This is a genomic window from Acidobacteriota bacterium (assembly GCA_026707545.1).
Classification (GTDB): Bacteria; Acidobacteriota; Thermoanaerobaculia; order Multivoradales; family Multivoraceae; genus Multivorans.
The window spans coordinates 1,328,578-1,348,143 of the sequence record JAPOWR010000001.1 but is presented as its reverse complement, the minus strand read 5'-3'; the positions used below and the strand labels follow the sequence as shown (position 1 = coordinate 1,348,143).

The window sequence follows — 19,566 nt, the reverse complement described above, 5'->3', positions numbered from 1 at the left end:
AGCATGAAGCGGCGAAGCGGGGAGGCACTGCTGCTTCAGACGATCGATCTTCACGAGCGGGACCGGATCGTCGTCTTTCTCAGCCGCGACTGGGGGTTGAAACGAGGAGCCGCGCGCAGCGCCCGAGCCCGCTTCAGCCGCTTCGGCGGCGAGCTGCAGCAGCTCGCGAAGGTGCATCTGTCGTGGTTCGAGAAGCCCGACAGGGATCTGGTGCGGCTGGGCGACGCGGAGATGATCCGGAGCCCCGGCGCGCTCCACGCCGACCTGGAGGGGATCCTCGTTTCCTCGTACCTCGCCGAGCACATGCAGGTGTTCGCGCAGGAGAACGAGCCGGACAATCATCTCTATCGGCTGCTGGATACGACCGTGCAGGCACTGACCACCGGCTGCGATCGCTCGCTGGCGGCCCGCTACCTGGAATGCTGGACGCTCCGGCTCTCCGGTGTGTTCCCGACGCCCCGGCACTGCCCCTCCTGCGGCGACGCGCTCGGTGACGAGGCGGTTCTGGCCGTCGACGCCGCCGGTCTGCTGTGCGCCTCCTGCGGCGCCGGTGCGGGCGCGAACCGCCGGATCGGTGAGCCGGCGCTGTCCTTCCTGCGCCGCATCGGCGGCGCCGACCTCGTGCGGCTGCAGGAGAACGGGGGGTTCGAGGAGTCGACGCTCAAGGCGGTCGAGGCCGTGGCGCGCGAGGTCCGGCGCGCCTTCCTGGGCCGGGAGCTGCGAAGCTACGGCGTGATGCAGCGGACCCTGCGGGACGTGGCCTCCTGATGGGGCCGGACCGCACGCCGGCGGACCGTCCGCTGCGGCGGCTTGCCGACACCCTGATCTCCAAGATCGCGGCCGGCGAGGTCGTCGAGCGTCCGTCGTCGGTGGTCAAGGAACTGGTCGAGAACGCGCTCGACGCCGGAGCGACCCGGATCGAGATCGACCTGGTGAATGGCGGCAACGACCGGATCGCGGTCGGGGACGACGGCGCCGGAATCGCCGCAGGGGACGTGCTTCTGGCACTCGAACGCCATGCGACGAGCAAGATCGCCTCCTTCGAGGATCTTCTCCACGTCGGGACTCTGGGTTTCCGGGGCGAGGCGCTGTCTTCGATCGCCGCTGTTTCGAGATGCGAACTGCAGACTGCCCGCAACGCCGGCGACGGCCATCGGATCCGCATCGAGGGGGGCGAGGTCACGATCAACGAACCGGTGGCTCATCCCCGCGGCACGACGGTGACGGTGGAGTCGCTCTTCTATAACGTGCCGGCGCGCAAACAGTTCCTGAAGCGGGCGCCGACCGAGTTGAGGCAGGCGACGATGGTAGTGCAGGGTTATGCCCTGGCTCGGCCAGATGTGACGTTCGTCATGGGGCACAGCCTGATCAGCGGTGCTCCGCGACGGGAAGTGCTGCGGGTCCAGGCCACCGAGACCGACTCGGCCGGTCGCCTGGAGCGGATCGGTCAACTCTTCGGTGCGGACCTTGTGCACCACCTCACACCGCTGCCGGAGCCGAGGAGGCGGCAGGGAATCGATGGCTTCATCGGCGACAGCGAAACCGCAAGAGGTAGGCGCCAGTTCGTCTTCGTCAACGGGCGCCTGCTGCGCGATCGGGCGGTGCTCGGGATCTACTACAAGGCCGTGAAGGACTTGCTGAAGGGCGGCCCGGCGCCGGCGATGTTCCTGTTCCTCGATTTACCGCCCGAGTCGGTCGACGTCAACGTCCATCCCCAGAAGGCGGAAGTCCGCTTCCGCGACGCGGCGGTGCTCGGACGTGTCGGCAACGCGCTACGGGCCGGACTCGAGGCGGCGAAGGGCGTAGAGCCGGCGCCACTGCGCGAGCCCGATGGCCCGATGGCGCCTCCGGGCTGGACCGGCGCCGGCGAGGTCCGGGAAACGGAAGTCGCGATGGCCTGGGACCGCGGAGGTGATCGGGAGGAGAGCGATCCGGCACCGGAAGCTCCCGACTGGGCCGAGAAACTCGCCAGCCGGTATGGCGGTGCGCAGGCCGCCCCGGCGGGGAAGCTGGCCGAGGTCGCCTACAGCCCTCAGCCCTCCACTCCGGTGCCGCTGTCGGGCCGCGGCCGGGACTCGCTCCGGCTGATCGGGCAGTACAAGGGCACGATGGTCCTGCTCGAGGGGCCGGAATCGCTGCTGGTCGTGGACCAGCACGTGGCCCACGAGCGCATCCTGTACGAGCGGTTTCGCCGCAGTCTTGGCGAGCAGCAGTCCGCCAGCCAGACCCTCCTCGTGCCACGGGTTCTGGAACTCTCGGCGGCCGAACACGCGGCGCTCGCGGAGTGCTCCGCGGGGCTGGAGCGGTGTGGCTTCTCGGTCAGCAGCCTCTCCGGCGGCAGCGCCGCGATCACGGCGATTCCGGCAGTGCTGCCCGACGTCGAAGCGGAGAGTCTGGTGCTGCGGATCGCCACCCGGGTCGCCGCCGGGGACGAGCTTCCGAGCGAGGAGGAGGCCCTGGCCGAGTACCTCCTGACCCAGTTGGCGGCCAGCCGCGCCTGCCGGGCAGCGGTCAAGATGCACCAGGCGCTGTCCGCGGAGAAGATGGAGGGCCTGATCGCGGAACTCTTCGCCTGCGACCACCCGTACACCTGCCCGCATGGCAGGCCGGTGGTGCTGGAGCTGACGGACCGTGACCTGGAGCGACGGTTCAAGCGCCGCTGACGTCGTGGAGCGCGGCCAGCGCCTCTCGGGCGGCGTTGCGCTCGGCCGCCTTCTTCGAGTGGCCGCGGGCGCTGGCGGCGGTCCGGCCGTCGATCCAGCACTCGACGTGAAAGACCGGGTCGTGATCCGGCCCCTCCCGGCCCACGTGCCGGTACACGGGGGGATCGAGGCCCTGGCCCTGGAGCAGCTCCTGCAGCATGGACTTTGCATCGGAGGCGTCGGCGGACTCGATGGCCTCGGCCTCGATCCACGGCTCGACCACGTCCCGGACCGCTTCAAGACCCCCATCGAGGAAGACGGCCCCGATCACGGCCTCTAGCGCGCACGCTAGGAGCGATTGCTTGTCCCGGCCGCCGGAGCGCTCCTCGCCGCGGCCGAGGCGCAGCGCCGAACCGAGCTCCAGGAGCCGCGCCCGCTGCGCCAGGGCTTCGGCGCTCACGACGTGGGACTTCACCCGCGACAGGTCGCCTTCGGGGGCGACCGGGAGGTTCCTGAAGAGGCAGTCGGCCGCGATCAGGCCGAGCACAGAGTCACCCAGGAACTCGAGCCGCTCGTTGTGTTCCCCGAGACCGTGCTCGTTGGCGAAGGAGGTGTGGGTCAGGGCCTGGTCGAGCAGGCCGCGGTTCTCGAACCGGTAGCCGAGGCGCTCTTCGAGTCGATCGCGAAGCGTCGTCAGGGGTAGATCCGGTCCATCGTGCGCGGGTAGGGAATCGTCTCGCGCAGGTGGGGGACGCCCGCCATCCAGGCGACGAAGCGCTCGACGCCCATGCCGAAGCCGCTGTGTTCGAACGTCCCGTAGCGGCGGATGTCGAGATACCACTGGAAGGCCTCGAGCGGCAGGTCGTGTTCCTTGAGCCGGGCGAGGAGCAGGTCGTGGTCGTGGATTCGCTGACTGCCGCCGATGATCTCGCCGTAGCCCTCGGGAGCGATCACGTCGAGGGCGAGGGCCAGCGACGGATCGTCCGGATCGGGTTCCATGTAGAAGGCCTTGAGCGACGTCGGGTAGTGGGTGATCATCACTGGCCGATCGAACTCCCGGGTGATCGACGTTTCCTCGGGAGCGCCGAAGTCTTCCCCGAACTCGATCTCCGAGCCCTGGCGGCGCAGAAGATCGATCGCTTCCGTGTAACGGAGACGCGGAAAGGGCTTCTGGATGGCTTCGAGCTTCGAAACGTCGCGCTCCAGGAGGGCCAACGGGTCGCCGCAGTTCTCGAGCACGCGGCCGGCCAGGTAGACGAGGAAGTCCTCGGCCAGCTCGCACAGGCCGTCGAAGTCGAGAAAGGCGGCTTCCGGCTCGACCATCCAGAACTCCATCAGGTGGCGCCGGGTCTTCGACTTCTCGGCCCGGAAGGTGGGGCCGAAGCAGTAGACCTTGCCCAGGGCGGCCGCCGCCGGTTCGAGATAGAGCTGCCCCGACTGGCTCAGGTAGGCATTGCCGTGGTCGAAGTACGGCGTCTCGAACAGCGTCGACGTGCCCTCGCAGGCGGCTGGCGTCAGGATCGGCGAATCGACGAGGTAGTAGCCGCGTTCACGGTGGAAGTCGTGGATCGCCTGGCATACCTCGCTGCGGATCCGCAGCACCGCCCGCTGGCGGCTGGAGCGCAGCCAGAGATGGCGATGATCCATCAGGAACGCGGTGCCGTGTTCCTTCGGCGTGATCGGGTAGCCATCGGCGCCGTGGACCAGCGCCAGGGAGGAGACGTGAACCTCGACTCCGCCGGGGGAGCGCGGGTCGGCGGCGGCGGTGCCGGTGGCGGCGACGGTCGACTCCTGGGCGGCGTGCTGGAGCACCTCCCAGGAGGCGTCGTCCACCTCCTTTCGGCTGATCACGAGCTGCACCGTGGCGCCCGATTCCCGCAGGCGAATGAAGCCGATCCTGCCGCTGGACCGCCGGGCGTCAACCCAGCCGCGCAGCCTTACTTCCTGGCCGATCAGGTCGCCGAGTTCGGGAATCGTGTTCCAGCCGCTCAACGATCGCTCCTCACGGCGCGATCATACCGGCGGGTGGGACGGCCTCCGTCGCCGGAGTCCAGTCGCTACACTAGCCCGCGATGCTACGCCGTCGGCTCGGGGTTTCACCCCAATCTGCCGCCGGGCCTGTGGGACGGCTCGGGGCGGCGGCTTCTGACATCGGGGGGACCGCACCGTTCGTGGCGAGCCCCGCTACGTTGGCGGTGACCGCAACGCTGGCCGTGCTGTGCTGCCTGGTGATCGGATTGGTGGTCGCCACGCCGTTCCTGGCCGCTTCGGGAGGACAGGCGGCGGCGCTGCTCTACGAAGCGTTCGCGCCGGTCTGCCACCAGATCGCCGAACGCAGCTTCCATCTGGCAGGCCACCCCCTGGCCGTGTGCCACCGCTGCTTCGGTTTCTACGCCGGCTTCACTCTGGGGCTGATCGTGCTGCCGCTGTTTCGTCCCACGCGCGACTGGCTACTCGAGAAGCCCAGGCGCATTCTCCTGTTCCTCACGCCGACGGCGATCGACTGGCTACTGCCGATAAACACACCGGCGAGCCGGTTTGTGACCGCCGTACTGGCGGCAGCGCCGATCGCCATCCTGGTCTGGGCGGCGGTCGGCCAGATCGTGCAACAGATGCCCCGAAACTTGCCACCCGAGAACCCGTAGAGCGTCTTGATCGGCGTGCTCTCGAGTTCGACAGTCCGAGGAGACTTCATGACACCGAAGAAACTGAAAGCGGCCGCCATCGGCGGCGGGGCGGCAGGGATCGCCTCCAGTATTCCGATCGTCAACCTGGCCAACTGCATCTGCTGCGCGCTCGTCGTTGGCGGCGGCATGCTGGCGGTCTACCTGGCGATGCGGGGCGAGCCGGCCACCGAGAAGGCGCCTCTCGGGGATGGCGCGATGATCGGCGTCCTGGCCGGCGTCGCGGCCGCCGTGGTCGGCGCCATCGTGGCGATCCCGATGGCGGCGATCGTCGGTGATCCGATGGAGATGGCCCGGTCGATCATGGAGGGGATCGAGGGAGTACCGCCCGAGGTGCTCGAGGCCTTCGGGGGCGAAGAGGCCGCCGGCGCCATGGCGGCAGTCGGATTGGTCGGATTCCTGATCAGCCTGGTCGTCGACGTCGTCTTCTCCGCCATCGGCGGTGTGATCGGCGCCGCGGTGTTCCACAAGAAGCCCATGCTCCAGACCGAAGCCTAGGAGGTGTCATCGTGACGGGAAAGAAAGTCGGCGCGGCGGCGATCGGCGGGTGCGCGGGAGCCGTTGCCTCGCAGATCCCCGGCCTTCAACTACTCAACCTGGCGTGCTGCGCGCTCGTGGTGGGCGGCGGCATCCTGGCGGTCTACCTGGCGCTCAAGGACGGTCCTCCCTCCGCGGCCGCGCCCTACGGCGAGGGAGCGAAGATCGGCGCACTGGCCGGCGTCTTCGGATCCGTTCTGGGCATCCTGATCGGATTGCTGATCCTCGGAGGCATCACGGGCGCGATGGGAATCGGGGCCCTCACGGCCGAATCGGTCGAGGACATCGAGGTCTTCAGCCTGTTCAGTGCGATCGCCGGCTTGGGCGTCATCGCGATCGTCGTGTTCTCCCTGATCATCAACGTCGCGTTCTCGACGATCGGCGGCGTGATCGGGGCGGCGATCGTGCACCGGAAGGCGCCCGCCGAGTAGCCGTCACCGGCCCGCGTCAGCGGCTGAGAATGGTGCCCGGGCGGTAGTACCGCTGGTGCCAGATGCCGGCCTGGTCCTCGTCGTCGACCGGCATGCGCCACGTGCGGACGGTGGCCTGGGCGAGCGGAAGCCGGTAGAGCCCGCGCGGCTGGTCGATCGTGGCCTGGATGTAGTCCTCGGCAGCGTCCTCCGGGACGTAGCGGCAGGCGATCCGGCGGTAGCGGTCGCGCCAGACGTCGTCGACGCCGGTGTCGTGGACGAGTTCCGCCTCGCCTTCGACGAGGACCTTGCGGTAGGGGAGGTTCTGCTCGTCGATCGCGAGGCAGGTGCGGGGATCCCGGCGGAGGTTGGCGAACCAGACGGAGTTCTCGCGTGGGGTGAACCAGATCGCTCCCTCCTCGAAGATGAACCAGATCGGGGTCACGAGAGGTCTGCCGTCGTCGCAGACGGTGCCGATCCGCATCAGGAAGCCGGGCTCGACGAGGAAGGCGTCGCGTTCGGTCTCGGTCATCGTCGGCATGTTTCGCTAGTCCTCCTCCGGCGCGCCCAGGGTCCGGGCCGCGGCGATGTCGGCGGAGTAGTCGCGGAGCTTCGTCGGCATCAGGGTCATCTCCTCGATCACGGTCCGTTCAGGCAGCGCCGCCGCGGTCAGGATCGCCTCGGCGATGTCCTCGGCCATCATCATCCCGGCCCGTTCTTCCTCCGACGGCGGCCGGGGCCGGTTGTCGAGGATCGGCGTGTCGACTTCTCCGGGGAGTACGCTGGTGGCGCGGATGCCGAGCTGCCGGAGTTCGGCGCCGAGCCCCATGATGTAGTTGCGGGAAGCCGCCTTGGCGGCGCCGTAGGCGGTGCCGGCCATGACGCCCGGCCGGATCGCCGCCATCGACGACACCATGATCACCGTGGCGCCGCCGTGGTCGAGCATGGCTGGCAGCAGGGCCTTCGTCAGCATCGCCGGACCGGTCGCGTTGACCGCCATCACGCTGTCCCATTCCTCCTGCGAGATGTAGCGGGTGCTTCGCACCTTCGAGCTGTGCCCCGCGTTGTGGACCAGGACGTCGACCGTGGCGTGACGCTCCAGGACGGCGGCCGCGAGGCCCCGGACGGCCTCCGGATTCTCCATGTCGGCCGAGTGTGCCCAGGCGTTGCCGCCGCCGGCCTCGATCTCGGAAACGGCCGCCTCGAGCGGCTCGAGCCGTCGTCCCGAAACGATGATCGACGCGCCCTCGCGGGCAAAGAGCAGCGCGGTGGCCCGGCCGATGCCGGTGCCGCCGCCGGTAACCAGGGCGGTCTTTCCTTCGAGCTTTCCCATCTGCTTTCGGCCTCCCCGAGGCTGGTGGACGTTGTGCTGGCGGCCCGGAGTGTAGCCCCCGCCCTCGCTGCCGGCGAAGTCTCAGGCGCCGCCGCGATCCGGTACCAGGTACGGGCGCGCTGCGTAGCCGAGCGTTCCCGCCCTCGCGGCCATCAGGCCGGCCATGCTGAGCCAGAGAAGGTCCGGATCCCGGAAGTGGACCGCCGCCCAGGCGAGAGGAGCGAAGCCGACCCCGAGGCTGACCGCCATCGCGCGGCTGAGCAGCCTGCCCCGCGTCAGCCCGAGGAAGAAGCCGTCGAAGGCGTAGGCGAGGGCGGCGAAGAGGAGCACCGGCAGCAGCCAGACGTTGCTTTCCGCCGCCAGCGCCGCGACGTCTTCGTGATCGACGAGCAGGCCGTAGACGGTATCGGGGAACGCCAGCGCCGGGACGAGGAACACGACCGCACAGCCCACGGCCGCCGCCAGCGTCAGGAGCAGGACACGCCGTAACTCGCGGCGGTCGCCGGCGCCGAAGGCCATGCCGGCGAGCGTTTCGCCGGCGAAGGCCGCCCCGTCGACGAAGTAGGAGGCGAGGCTCAATACGCGAAGAATGACGCCGTTGGCGGCCAGCCGGGTGGCGCCGAAGAGTGCGCTCGCGTTGGTGAACACGGCGAAGGCGGTGACCAGGAGCAGCGTGCGGATCACCAGGTGTCCACTCAGCGCGAGGATCTGACGCAGCGCGGCGCGGTCGAAGAGGGTGGGCCAGGCTGGAAGCGACCCTGCGGCCGCCAGCGCCAGGACCAAGCCGGCGGCGGCACTCAGCCACTGAGCCCCGGCGGTGGCGACCCCGGCTCCGAACGCGGCCCAGCCGAGGTGAACGATGAACCACCAGTTGAGCACGATGTTGCCGAGGTTGGCCAGAACGACCAGGAGCAGCGCTCTCGCGGCCTCGCCGCGGCCCAGGAACCAGCCCACCAGCGCCAGGTTGGCGAAGGCCGCCGGCGCGCCCCAGATGCGCGCGTCGTAGTAGCGACGGCCGGCCTCCTCCACGCCGGCCGTGCCGGACAGGAGTCCGAAGCCGGCGTCGCCAAGCGGGTCCCGGAGCGCTATGGCCGCGAGGCCGAGCGCCGCCGCCAGCAGCAGGGCGCGGTACAGATGCGCCGAGACTTCCCCGGCGTCTTCGCGCCCCCAGGCCTGGGCCGTGAGGCCGGTCGTGCTCATGCGCAGGAAGGCGCAGCCGAAGTAGAGGTAGTCGAAGATGAGGGCCGCGAGGACGACGCCGGCCAGGAAGCGGACATCGTCGAGCCGGCCGAGCATCACGGTGTCGGCGAGACCGGCCAGCGGCACGGTGAGATTGGACGCTGTATTGAGCGCCGTCAGACGCGCGAACCGGCGGGGAAGGTCAGTCCCCGGAGTGCCCATCACGGCCGGAGCGCTGGTGGTAGCCTGCCCGCGCTCATGGCGTCAGCACCAACCCCGGGCGGCTTCCTGGCCCGCTTCGTGGCCCGGGTCGACCGCTTCAACTCGCGGCTCGGGGTCGCGGTCTCCTGGCTGACACTGGCCATGGTCGCGGTCGGAGCGTACAACGCAGTCGTACGCTACCTGGGGCGCTTCACCGGCTGGAACCTGAGCTCGAACGCGTATCTCGAGCTGCAGTGGTACATGTTCAGCCTGGTCTTCCTGCTCGGCGCGGCGTACGCCCTCCAGACCAACGCCCACGTGCGCGTCGACGTGATCTTCAGCCGGCTGCCGGAGCGTTGGCGCCGGCGGATCGACCTGTGGGGTTCGTTGCTGTTCCTGATCCCGTTCGCGGTCTTCGGGCTCATCATGTCCTGGCCGGCGGTACGGAACTCGTGGGCGGTGCTGGAGGTGTCCTCGGATCCGGGCGGTCTGCCGCGGTATCCGATCAAGAGCGTCCTGCTGGTGGCATTCACGCTCCTGGCCCTGCAGGGGCTGGCCGAGGCGGCGCGCAACTGGCAGCGCCTGCGCGCGCTCAAGGCCGGGGCCGAAGAGGAGGATCTGCAGCAGGAGGGGCTGTTGTGAGCGGCGACTTCCTGGGCCCGCTGATGTTCGTGGTCGTGTTCCTGTTCATCTTCGCGGGCTACCCGGTCGCGTTCTCGCTCGGTGGGACGGCGTTGATCTTCGCCTTCATCGGCATCGAGCTCGGGCTCTTCTCCTGGAACCTCCTCTACGCGTTCCCCGAACGGGTCTTCGGCGTCATGTCGAACGGCGTCCTCCTGGCGGTGCCCTTCTTCATCTTCATGGGCACGATGCTGGAGAAGTCGCAACTGGCTGAGGACCTGCTGCGCACGATCGGCATGCTGTTCGGCCGCCTGCGCGGCGGGCTGGCGCTGGCGGTCGTCGTGGTCGGCGCCATGCTTGCCGCCGCCACCGGCGTGGTCGGCGCCTCGGTGGTCGCGATGGGCCTGATCTCGCTGCCCGTCATGCTCCGCTACGACTACTCGCCAATGCTCGCCACGGGCGTGATCAGCGCCGCCGGCACGCTCGGCCAGATCATCCCGCCCAGCGTCGTGCTCGTCGTGCTCGCCGATCAGCTCGGCATCTCGGTCGGCGACCTGTTCATCGGTTCGCTGATTCCCGGCCTGATGCTGGCGGGCTTCTATGCCGTGTACGTCACCGGTGTCGCGATCGCTAAACCGGCGGCTGCGCCCGCGCTGCCCGCCGAGGAGCGGACGCTCGGCGGCGCGGCGCTGGCCCGGCAGGTGGCTGTGGTCATGCTGCCGCCCCTGGTCCTGATCCTGGTCGTTCTCGGCAGCATCTTCGCAGGCATCGCGACCCCCACCGAGGCGGGAGCCCTCGGGGCGGTCGGAGCCATCGGGCTGGCCCTGTCGCGCGGGCGACTGACGATGAAGGCAATCAAGGAGACGATGGACGCGACGGCGAAGCTGACCACGATGGTCATCTTCCTGCTCATCGGTTCGACCGCCTTCGCGCTCGTGTTCCGGGGCGTCTACGGCGACATCTGGATCGAGGATCTGCTGACCGGCCTGCCGGGCGGGAAGATCGGCCTGCTGATCGTCGCCAACCTGGCGATCTTTATCCTCGGGTTCTTCATCGACTTCTTCGAGATCGCCTTCATCGTCATTCCGCTGATCGCCCCTGCGGCGCGGATCCTCGACGTCGACATGGTGTGGTTCGGGGTGATGATCGGCATGAACCTGCAGACGTCCTTCCTGACCCCGCCCTTCGGCTTCGCGATCTTCTACCTGCGCGGGGTGGCTCCGCGGCGGATCACGACGGTCGAGATGTACCGCGGGGTGATCCCGTTCATCGTCATCCAGCTCATCGGGCTGGCGCTGATCTGCCTGTATCCGGAGCTGGTAACTGCGCTGCTGTAGCAGCCCGCCGGCTATGCCTTCATCCGGGCGTTCCCGGGATCGAACATGGTTCGTCTGGCCACCGTCACGGGGAAGCGTTCGTTCATGTAGAGCAACTGCAGCCGGTCACCGGGCGTTGCATGCTCGATGGGCAGGTAGGCCATCAGCAGGTATCTGCCAACGGACGGTCCCATGCCGGCGGAGGTGACGCGGGACTCCCGCCCCCGGGCGTCGACGATGCGGTCTCCGCCTGTCGTGAGGATCGGTTCGCTGCCGCCGGTGGGGAAGCGAGGTTTGCCGGAGCCGTCGGCCGGATCGTCGATCGTCAGCGTGCACAGCTTGGCCGCTGGCCCCTCGGCGCGCGCTTCCAGGTATGCCGCCTTGCCGATGAAGTCCGCTTTCTTGACGCCTGGCCGGGCCAGACCGGCCTCCACCGGGGAGTACTCCGAGGTCAGGTCGGCGCCCATCATGGCGTACCCCTTCTCCAGGCGGCCGGTCGTGCCGTAGACGCCGATTCCGACCGGCCGGGCGTCCAGGTCGTCGCCGGCCTCCCGGATCGCATCCCATAAGTGGGCACCGTCGGACATCGGTGCGTAGATCTCCCAGCCGTTCTCGCCGACGTAGGAGATGCGGAGCATCGTCGCCCGGTTCCCGCCGATCACCACCTCCCGTCCGGTACCGTATGGGAACGCCTCCTGCGAGCAGGGGACATCGGCAATCCTGGCGACAAGCGATTCGGCGCGCGGCCCCCAGACGCCGATCGTGCACATGGTGGTGGAACGGTCCTCGAACCGGACGGAGCCGTCCTCGGGAAGGTGGCGCTGGAACCAGACCCTGTCGCGGGCGCCGTCCAGTGCGCCGGTGACGATGCGAAACCGATCGTGGGCCAGTCGCAGGATCGTCAGGTCGGCGCGTATTCCGCCCTCGGGCGTCAGGAGAGGTGTGTAGATCGATCGGCCCACGGGACGGTCGCAGCGGTTTACCGTCAGGCGTTCCAGGTAGGGAACGACGCCGGGTCCCGACACGTCGAAGATCTGAAAGGCGCTCAGGTCGACGATGCCCGCCTTCTCGCGCAGGTGAAGGTGCTCCGCGTCGATGATCGGCGACCACCAGCGACGATCCCACTCACAAGGTCGGTCCGACACGCCGTAGCGCGCGACGAGGTCCTCGTTCGACGCGTACCACTGGGGACGCTCCCATCCGCGAGCCTCGTGGAACTCGGCGCCGAGGGCGGCCGTCCGATCGTGGAACGGCGCCCGGTGGACCCCGCGCGCCGACTCCCACTGCTCGCGTGGGTGGACGATGCCGTAGGTCTTGTTGAAGTGCTCCCGGCAGCGTTCCCGGATATGCCGCTGTGTCCGTTCGTGCGGCTGGAAGCGGGTGACATCCGATCCGTGCGGGTCGCACAGGCGCGGGTATCCGTAGGTGATCCACTCGGCGATCAGGCGTCCGCTGCCGGGTCCCTCCTTGATCCACACCGATGCGGCCGACCAGAGGCGCTCCACTTCGGCGGTCTCGCCCAGCACCTGCTGTGCGTCGGGAGTCAGGGACAGTAGGCCGTTCACCGCGTACCGCATCCGGGCGCCGGCGAGCAGTTCGCCCATCAGGTCTCGGGCGTGCCCGAGTTGTGGGGCGAAGTGCTTCGCGGTGAAGGGCATTTCGGTTGGCGTGCGCTCCGCTTCGGCGATCGAGGGAATGTCGTCGGGCGGCACCAGAATCGGCTCGTGGGCGTAGGAGCCGATCTCCATCGCGTCGTGTCTCTGCCTCTCGTACATGAAGGTGTCCATGTCGCGCACGATCGGGAAGGCGATCTCTTTGCCCGTCTCTCGGAGGAGGTCGATCGGTCCCAGGTCGACCATCTGGTGTACGGCCGGCGTCAGGGGAATCGTCGCTCCGGCCATCGCGGCGAGGCGCGGACTCCAGACGCCGCAGGCGATGACCACGTGCTCGACCTCGATCGTGCCACGCGACGTGACGACGGCGCCGATGGCGGGGCGGCGGAATGGCCGCGGCTCCACCTCCAGGCCGAGCACTTCCGTGTTCTCCAGCACGGTCAGGGCGCCTTGCGCCTTCGCCCGCTCGCGCAGGAGGGTCGCGGCCCGGACCGGATCCACGACCGACGCCCCCGGAGTGTAGAAGCCGCCCAGAATGGCCTCGCCGTTAACGAACGGCGCCTTGGCGACGACCTGGGCCGGAGTCAGCAGTTCGGCCTCGATGCCCCAGGTTCGCGCCGAGGTCATCCGGCGGCGCAGCTCTTCCATGCGCTCGCGGCTGCGGGCAACCTCGATCCCGCCGCAGGAGATGTTCACGCCGAGGGCCGCGTACTGGCGCTGGCTCTCCAGGGTCAACAGCGCGATCTCGCGGTTGTGATCCGTGGGGAAGATGAAGTTCGACGCGTGGCCGGTCGATCCGCCCGGATTCGGCAGTGGACCCTTGTCGATCAGCACCAGGTCCGTCCAGCCGAGTTTCGCCAGATGACCGACGACGCTGTTGCCGACGATTCCGGCGCCGATGACGGCGATCCTGGCGCGTGCGGGCTGTTCCGGAATCGTGCTGTGCGGGGCCTCTCCGGTGGTAACTTCCGTCATCGATCCCGCAGGTCATGGTAGCCGAGACGCTCGGCGGAAGAGGAGGAGCCATGAGCGGTCAGCCGCGCAGCGTCGACCAGTCGGACCGCATCGTCCCGATCAACCTGCGCCAGAGCGGCCCGACGCCCGTGGAGCTGCTGATTTCCACCCGGGTGCGAAAGTCGCCCTACTGGCACCTGTCGCACCAGGCAGGCTGCTGGCGGGCCACGATCTACAACCGCATCTATCATCCGCGCGGCTACGTGCGGATGGAGGATGGCGGCGCAGCGGTAGAGCACGAGGCCCTGACGAAGCACGTCACGATGTGGAACGTCGCGGTCGAGCGGCAGATCCGGGTCAAGGGACCGGAGGCGGAGCGGTTCATCGACTACGTGATCACGCGGGATGCCACCCGCATCCAGCCAATGCGGGGCAAGTACGTCATTCTCTGCAACGAGAAAGGCGGGATCCTGAACGACCCGGTCCTGCTGCGCCTGTCTGAGGACGAGTTCTGGCTCTCGCTGGCGGATTCCGACATCCTGTTCTGGCTGCAGGGCGTCAACGTCGGGATGCGGATGGACGTGGAGATCGACGAGATCGATGTCTGTCCGCTGCAGATTCAGGGACCGAAGTCTCGCGCGCTGATGGTCGACCTGGTCGGTGAGCGGATTCGGAGGATCCCCTACTACGGTCTTCTCGAAGCACGGATCGGGGACTGCCCGGTCGTCATCTCCCAGACTGGCTTCTCGGGCGAGAAGGGCTACGAGATCTACCTCCGGGATGCGACGCTTCACGCCGAGAAGCTCTGGAGCGCGGTGCTGAGCGCGGGCGAGCGGCACGGGCTCATGGTGACCGCGCCAGGCCATCAGCGTCGCATTCAGGCCGGCATCCTCTCCTGGGGACAGGACATGGACCACGAGACGACCCCCTTCCAGTGCAACCTGGCCTACCAGGTGCCGCGCAAGAAGAGGGGCGACTACGTCGGCCGGAAGGCGCTCGAATGGATGCGTGACGAGATCGCTGCAGGCCGGCCCCCGTTCTCCATGGTTCTCGTCGGCATGACGCTGGGCGGCCGGCCGATCGACGACTACGCGCCGGACTTCTGGCTCGTGTCGGACGCGAACGGCGGCGAGCCGATCGGCTACCTGACCTCTCCCTGGCACGCTCCGGAGCTGGGTGGCAACATCGCCCTGGGCTACGTGCCGGTGAATCGATCGGCGGTGGGGACGCGCCTGCAAGTCCATCTGCCCGACGAGTACGCCACCGTACCGGGCCGACCCGACGAGGCGCGCGTGTGCGAGGTGCCCTTCCGTCCGTCCGCGCATCCGAGTGCGCGGGAGCTGGCGCACGCCCGCGGCGACGACGCGATCGACTAGGGCCGCCTAGCCGCCGAAGGAGAAGCGCGCGTACGCCTGCTCGGCAGTGCTGAACCAGCGGAAGGACGAACGCCGGACTTCATCCCAGGAATCGAAGATCTTCCGGTAGCCGGCATCCGCGGCCGCGTTCTCGTTCATCAGCTCGAAGGCGGCGTTCCGGGCCGCCTCCAGGATCTCCTCGGAGAACGGACGCAGCGCGACGCCGTCGTCGACCAGGCGCATGAGCGCACCCGGGTTCACGGCGTCGTAGCGGGAGATCATGTCGATGTTCGCCTCCGCGGCGGCGGACTGGACGATGGACTGGTACTCGGCCGGCAGGGAGTCCCATGCGGTCCGGTTGACGTACACGGAGAGCGTCGGACCCGGCTCCCACCAGCCGGGGTAGTAGTAGTTCTTCGCCACCCGCTGGAAGCCGAGCTTCTCGTCGTCGTAGGGGCCGACCCACTCCGCGGCGTCCACCACGCCGCGCTCCAGTGCCGGGTAGATCTCGCCCCCCGGAATGGTCTGGACCGTGACGCCGAGGCGGCTAAGAACCTCGGCGCCGAGCCCGGGGATGCGCATCTTCAGGCCCCGCAGTTCGTCCACCGTGTTGACCTCGCGCCGGAACCAGCCGCCCATCTGGCCGCCCGTGTTGCCTGCCGGGAAGTTCACGATGTTGAAGTCCGCGAACACTTCGCGCATCAGTTCCAGGCCGCCGCCGTGGTAGAGCCAGGCGTTCTGCTGGCGCGTGTTCAGGCCGAACGGCATGGCGGTGTCGAAGGCCACGGCCGGGTTCTTGCCCGTGTAGTAGTAGCTCGCGGTGTGGCCGAGCTCGACCGTGCCCTGCTGGACGGCGTCCAGGACGCCGAGGCCGGGCACCAGTTCGCCGGCCGGGTAGGCGCGGATCCGGAACCGGCCCTCTGACAGGCTTTCGACCCGCTCCGCGAACACTTCCGCACCGCCGAAGATCGTGTCGAGGCCGCGCGGGAAGCTCGACGCCAGGCGCCAGTTGAGCCGCGGCTTCGTGACCACCGCGGGTCCTCCCTCCGGTCCCGCCGCCGGCCCGCCGCAGGCGGCGACGGCGCCCGCTCCGGCGGTGGCGATCGCGGCCTTGCCCAGGAAGTCCCTACGTCTCAGTTTGGCCATGCGCGCTCCCGTCCTTGTCGAATCCGGTGGTGGGTCAGTCTAGTTCGCTCAGCCAGCGCTCGGCGTCGATCGCGGCCTGGCAGCCCGTGCCGGCTGCGGTGACTGCCTGCCGGTAAATCGGGTCCATCACGTCGCCGCAGGCGAACACTCCCTCGATCTGGGTCACGGTGCCGGGATGACGGACCTCCAGATAGCCCACGTCGTCCATCGCCAGTTGGCCTTGGAACAGCTCGGTGTTCGGATTGTGCCCAATCGCCATGAAGACGCCCTGACAGGGGAAGTCCGATTCCTCGCCGGAGCGGGGATCGCGCAGTCGGACGCCGCGAACGCCCTCGGCCTGGGTGCCGTAGATCTCCTCCACGGTGGCGTGGAAGCGCCACTCGATCTTCTCGTTGGCGGCGGCGCGCTCCTGCATGATCACCGAAGCGCGCAACTCGCCCCGACGGTGAACGATGGTCACCTTGCTGGCGAACTTGGTCAGGAACGTGGCCTCTTCCATCGCCGTATCGCCGCCGCCCACCACGACGAGTTCCTTGTCGCGGAAGAAGAAGCCGTCGCAGGTGGCACAGGCCGAGACGCCGTAGCCCATCAGTTCGGCCTCGGAAGGCAGGCCCAGCTGGCGGGCCGAGGCGCCGGTGGCGATGATCAGGGCATCGCTGAGGTACTCGCCGCCGTCCGTCTCGATCCGGAAGGGCCGCGCGTCCAGATCCACGCGCGTACCGGTCTCGAACCGGGTGTCGGCGCCGAAACGCCGGGCCTGGGCCCGCATCTGGTCGATCAACTCCGGCCCCAGGATGCCCTTGGGGAAACCCGGGTAGTTCTCCACGTCGGTGGTGATCGTCAACTGGCCTCCGGGCTGGCTGCCTTCGAGGACCAGGGGGGCGAGATCGGCTCGGGCGGCGTAGAGCGCCGCGGTCAGGCCGGCCGGCCCCGAGCCGAGGATGGTGAGGCGATGGTGCTTGCCGGGCGAGGCAGTCGTCATGGGCGGCGGAGCGTAGCAGCGCCGCGCCACGGACGCCGCCGTAGCCTCCTTCCGAGCCAGGCGGTCGGTCCCGAGAGCGCGTAGCTCAAGGCGACGACCAGGAAGAACAGGCCGATATGGATCAGGGCGAGAATCGCGATGGCGGCGATTACCACAACGACCCGGAAGCCTCTCCGACGCCGGAAATCGAGTTCCTTGAAGCTGAGGTAGCGGAACGTGGAGACGGAGAGCAGGCCGACCACGATCAGGGCTCCGAGGACCGCGAGCTGAAGCACGAAGGAGTCGCCCCTCGTGTCGACGAAGAACAGAATCGAACCAATCGCGCCCGCCGCCGCCGGCGCCGGGAGACCCACGAAGTACGCGGGATCGCTGGTCCGGCGGCTGACGTTGAAGCGCGCGAGCCGGGCAGCGCTGCAGAGCAGGTAGACGGCCGGGGCCGCGAAGCCGACGCGACCGAGTTCGTGCAGACCCCACAGGTAGCAGAGCAGTGCGGGTGCGAGGCCGAAGGAAACCAGATCGGCGAGGGAGTCGTACTCCCGGCCGAACGGACTCGCGGTACGGGTCAGCCGGGCGATCCGTCCGTCCAGCGTGTCGAGAACGGCGGCGGCGAAGATCATCAGGATGGCGGTCCGGAACTGCCCCTCCAGCCCGGCGAGGAGGGCGTAGAAGCCGAGCAGCATATTCGCCGTCGTGAACAGGCTGGGGATGAGATAGGCCCCGGCACGCAGGGGCCTGGCTGTCTTTCGGGGGCGTTTCCAGGTCATCGCGCGTCGGAGGAACGGGCCGGCGGTCTCTTCACCGGGAAGTCGCCGGGCGGCGGTGTCGACGGATCGGTGGGCATGGCGAGTGGTGTCTCACCGGAGATCACCCGCTGTCCCTTCTCGACCAGCGGGTCGTAAGACATCGGCACGAATACATCCACCCTGGAGCCGAACTTGATCAGGCCCAGGGGCTCGCCCTGGATCACCCGTTGACCGGCCTGCAGTCGCGAAACGACCCGCCGCGCGACCAAACCGGCGATCTGCCGCACAGCGATCAGATCGCCGTCAGTGCGCCGGAGCAGGGTCAGGTGGTTCTCGTTCAGATCGCCCGCCTCCTTGCGGTACGCCGGCAGTTTCCTGCCCGGTGTCGCGATGCTGCCGATCACCACGCCCTCGACCGGCGTCTTCTGAGTGTGCACGTTGAACACCGACAGGAAGATCGAGATGCGGCGCCAGGTCTGGTCTCCGAGAGCGCTGTCCGTGATGACTTCGACCGCCGTGACCGTGCCTTCGGCGGGCGCGAGAACGACGTCGGGCGGTCCGTCGTACTCCCGCGTCGGATCGCGGAAGAAGAGAAGCACGAGCAGGCCGAGCACGGTCATCGAAACCGCAGCCAGGAGAATCCCGACCAGCCAGAAGACGCCGGCCGCGACAAGGAACGGCAGAACGAAGGGCCAGGCTTCCCGCGCGAACTTCATCGGTTCAGCTCCGACCCGACCTATCGGTCGGAGGGACGCAGCCCTGCCGGGCTACTTGGCGGCTTGAAGAGTGTGGGACCGGATGATCGACTCCATGCGGTCCTTGAGGGCGAGTTTGTGGAGCTTGATGCGCTTGGCCTCGGAGTGGTCGATCGGCGACAGGACCGGCCGGCCGACCAGCTCCTCGAGCTGGCTCTCACATGCCTGGTGCTCGTCGTAGAGCTTGCGGAATTCGCCCTCCTGCGCCAGTAGTTCTTCCTTGACTGCGTCATCGCTCATTCGGTACGCGCCTCCCTTCCTCCGTTGTTCCCGGGTGTGGCGATTCTTGTCGACAGCCTAGCAGTAGAGTCGCGGCGTCCGCGCCGCGCTGACGCACAGGAACGACGGTTCCATGCAAGCTTGGAGCCTTCGATCAGGTCGCACGTCGGCCCCGGCGACCCGGTCTCGGACTGCCGGGCAGGCGAGTGGCCGCGGACGTCGCCGGCGGGCGGATGTAGAGCGGTTCGGTCAGCGCTTCGCCATCCCACGTGAAGGTTCCGTTTGCCATGAGACAGAGCAGGGTCGGAGCGAGTTCGGTGGCCTCGATCGCGCCAGCCGGTGCGGTAATCCGGGAGACTCCGTGGCCGACGAGCGGCAACCGACCGCGCGAGAGGTCGTCGCGCGTCCTGGTGTCCGGCGGACCGGCGGCGCCGACGCGGCCGTCTTCTTGCAGTCGCATCGGTTGCGTGTACCAGCGTTCACGAAGGCCGTCGATGACGGCCAGCACTTCGGTGTCGCCGTCGCCGGTTCGCTCGAAGTAGTGGGCTGCCAGGATCTCGAACGTGGAAACGGCGCCGGCCCTGATTCCGGAGGCCTGATGAAGCCCGAGCGCGGTCGCCAGCCCCACGCGCAGGCCGGTGAAGCTGCCCGGCCCGCTCGCAGCGCCGATGCCTGCCAGATCCCCCGGCCCCATGTCGGCGCGGCTCAGCAGTTCATCGATCATCGCGATCAGTTCCCTCGACGAACGGCCCTGGGGCGCGGAGAGCACGCTACACCCGTCCTGGTCGCCGACCGCCAAGCTGACGATGGCCGAACCGGTGTCTAGCGCGAGCAGGGGTCCCATTCGGCTCAATATACTGGCGGCTGCCCGTGGTT

The 19,566-nt window shown here is 68.6% G+C and carries 20 protein-coding genes; 8 read left to right on the top strand and 12 right to left on the bottom strand.

Features of this window, described 5'->3' with window-relative positions; genetic code table 11:
• Nucleotides 1–3 precede the first annotated feature (3 nt).
• Entirely contained in the window at nucleotides 4–768 is a 765-nt protein-coding gene (gene recO / locus OXG83_05315) for a DNA repair protein RecO (protein ID MCY3964432.1), read from the top strand.
• Nucleotides 768–2,663 carry a DNA mismatch repair endonuclease MutL gene (gene mutL / locus OXG83_05310; GenBank protein MCY3964431.1) on the top strand — a complete coding sequence of 632 codons (1,896 nt, stop codon included), beginning with the start codon at nucleotides 768–770 and terminating at the stop codon, nucleotides 2,661–2,663. The genes recO and mutL overlap by 1 nt, the downstream gene beginning before the upstream one ends.
• On the opposite strand, the gene rnc is transcribed toward mutL, so the two are convergent.
• Complete coding sequence (rnc, locus tag OXG83_05305) at nucleotides 2,650–3,264, bottom strand: ribonuclease III (GenBank protein MCY3964430.1); 615 nt, start codon at nucleotides 3,262–3,264, stop codon at nucleotides 2,650–2,652. The genes mutL and rnc overlap by 14 nt on opposite strands.
• A 71-nt stretch (nucleotides 3,265–3,335) precedes the next feature.
• Nucleotides 3,336–4,634, bottom strand: a complete 1,299-nt coding sequence (gene asnS / locus OXG83_05300; GenBank protein MCY3964429.1) for an asparagine--tRNA ligase — start codon at nucleotides 4,632–4,634, stop codon at nucleotides 3,336–3,338.
• A 179-nt stretch (nucleotides 4,635–4,813) separates the two neighbouring features.
• Between asnS and OXG83_05295 the strand changes: the two genes are divergently transcribed.
• The 3 genes from OXG83_05295 to OXG83_05285 are packed head-to-tail and all read left to right on the top strand — an operon-like array spanning nucleotide 4,814 to nucleotide 6,294.
• Nucleotides 4,814–5,287, top strand: a complete 474-nt coding sequence (locus tag OXG83_05295; protein ID MCY3964428.1) for a DUF2085 domain-containing protein — start codon at nucleotides 4,814–4,816, stop codon at nucleotides 5,285–5,287.
• 48 nt (nucleotides 5,288–5,335) lie between these two features.
• Nucleotides 5,336–5,824 (top strand): hypothetical protein, encoded by a 489-nt coding sequence (locus tag OXG83_05290; protein ID MCY3964427.1) that lies wholly within the window; start codon nucleotides 5,336–5,338, stop codon nucleotides 5,822–5,824.
• Nucleotides 5,825–5,835: 11 nt separating this feature from the next.
• A complete protein-coding gene (locus OXG83_05285) occupies nucleotides 5,836–6,294 on the top strand; it encodes a hypothetical protein (GenBank protein ID MCY3964426.1) in 459 nt (152 codons plus the stop codon).
• 16 nt (nucleotides 6,295–6,310) lie between these two features.
• Here OXG83_05285 and OXG83_05280 read toward each other — a convergent pair whose 3' ends face one another.
• From OXG83_05280 to OXG83_05270, 3 genes are all read right to left on the bottom strand, one after another.
• A complete protein-coding gene (locus OXG83_05280) occupies nucleotides 6,311–6,814 on the bottom strand; it encodes a pyridoxamine 5'-phosphate oxidase family protein (protein MCY3964425.1) in 504 nt (167 codons plus the stop codon).
• A 6-nt stretch (nucleotides 6,815–6,820) separates the two neighbouring features.
• A complete protein-coding gene (locus tag OXG83_05275) occupies nucleotides 6,821–7,606 on the bottom strand; it encodes an SDR family NAD(P)-dependent oxidoreductase (protein MCY3964424.1) in 786 nt (261 codons plus the stop codon).
• Between the two features lie 81 nt (nucleotides 7,607–7,687).
• Nucleotides 7,688–8,932, bottom strand: a complete 1,245-nt coding sequence (locus tag OXG83_05270; GenBank protein ID MCY3964423.1) for an MATE family efflux transporter — start codon at nucleotides 8,930–8,932, stop codon at nucleotides 7,688–7,690.
• Nucleotides 8,933–9,043: 111 nt separating this feature from the next.
• On the opposite strand from OXG83_05270, the gene OXG83_05265 reads away from it, so the two are divergent.
• Both OXG83_05265 and OXG83_05260 read left to right on the top strand, forming a co-directional pair.
• Complete coding sequence (locus OXG83_05265; protein MCY3964422.1) at nucleotides 9,044–9,628, top strand: TRAP transporter small permease subunit; 585 nt, start codon at nucleotides 9,044–9,046, stop codon at nucleotides 9,626–9,628.
• On the top strand, nucleotides 9,625–10,944 hold the full coding sequence (locus tag OXG83_05260; GenBank protein ID MCY3964421.1) for a TRAP transporter large permease subunit: 1,320 nt from the start codon (nucleotides 9,625–9,627) through the stop codon (nucleotides 10,942–10,944). The genes OXG83_05265 and OXG83_05260 overlap by 4 nt, the downstream gene beginning before the upstream one ends.
• Before the next feature lie 11 nt (nucleotides 10,945–10,955).
• On the opposite strand, the gene OXG83_05255 is transcribed toward OXG83_05260, so the two are convergent.
• Entirely contained in the window at nucleotides 10,956–13,511 is a 2,556-nt protein-coding gene (locus OXG83_05255; GenBank protein ID MCY3964420.1) for an FAD-dependent oxidoreductase, read from the bottom strand.
• 50 nt (nucleotides 13,512–13,561) lie between these two features.
• On the opposite strand from OXG83_05255, the gene OXG83_05250 reads away from it, so the two are divergent.
• Nucleotides 13,562–14,866: an aminomethyl transferase family protein gene (locus tag OXG83_05250; GenBank protein MCY3964419.1), complete on the top strand. Its 1,305-nt coding sequence runs from the start codon at nucleotides 13,562–13,564 to the stop codon at nucleotides 14,864–14,866.
• A gap of 6 nt (nucleotides 14,867–14,872) precedes the next feature.
• Here OXG83_05250 and OXG83_05245 read toward each other — a convergent pair whose 3' ends face one another.
• The 6 genes from OXG83_05245 to tsaB all read right to left on the bottom strand — a co-directional run bounded on the left by OXG83_05245 (nucleotide 14,873) and on the right by tsaB (nucleotide 19,534).
• The gene (locus tag OXG83_05245) at nucleotides 14,873–15,991 is read right to left on the bottom strand and encodes a TRAP transporter substrate-binding protein (GenBank protein ID MCY3964418.1); all 1,119 of its coding nucleotides are present in this window, start codon (nucleotides 15,989–15,991) and stop codon (nucleotides 14,873–14,875) included.
• A gap of 34 nt (nucleotides 15,992–16,025) precedes the next feature.
• Nucleotides 16,026–16,973 (bottom strand): thioredoxin-disulfide reductase, encoded by a 948-nt coding sequence (gene trxB / locus OXG83_05240; GenBank protein ID MCY3964417.1) that lies wholly within the window; start codon nucleotides 16,971–16,973, stop codon nucleotides 16,026–16,028.
• Nucleotides 16,970–17,737 carry a CDP-diacylglycerol--serine O-phosphatidyltransferase gene (gene pssA, locus OXG83_05235; GenBank protein ID MCY3964416.1) on the bottom strand — a complete coding sequence of 256 codons (768 nt, stop codon included), beginning with the start codon at nucleotides 17,735–17,737 and terminating at the stop codon, nucleotides 16,970–16,972. Before pssA ends, trxB begins: the two co-directional genes overlap by 4 nt.
• Complete coding sequence (locus OXG83_05230) at nucleotides 17,734–18,432, bottom strand: phosphatidylserine decarboxylase (GenBank protein ID MCY3964415.1); 699 nt, start codon at nucleotides 18,430–18,432, stop codon at nucleotides 17,734–17,736. The genes pssA and OXG83_05230 overlap by 4 nt, the downstream gene beginning before the upstream one ends.
• A 51-nt stretch (nucleotides 18,433–18,483) precedes the next feature.
• The gene (locus tag OXG83_05225; protein MCY3964414.1) at nucleotides 18,484–18,711 is read right to left on the bottom strand and encodes a YdcH family protein; all 228 of its coding nucleotides are present in this window, start codon (nucleotides 18,709–18,711) and stop codon (nucleotides 18,484–18,486) included.
• Between the two features lie 133 nt (nucleotides 18,712–18,844).
• On the bottom strand, nucleotides 18,845–19,534 hold the full coding sequence (tsaB, locus tag OXG83_05220; protein ID MCY3964413.1) for a tRNA (adenosine(37)-N6)-threonylcarbamoyltransferase complex dimerization subunit type 1 TsaB: 690 nt from the start codon (nucleotides 19,532–19,534) through the stop codon (nucleotides 18,845–18,847).
• Nucleotides 19,535–19,566: the final 32 nt, after the last annotated feature.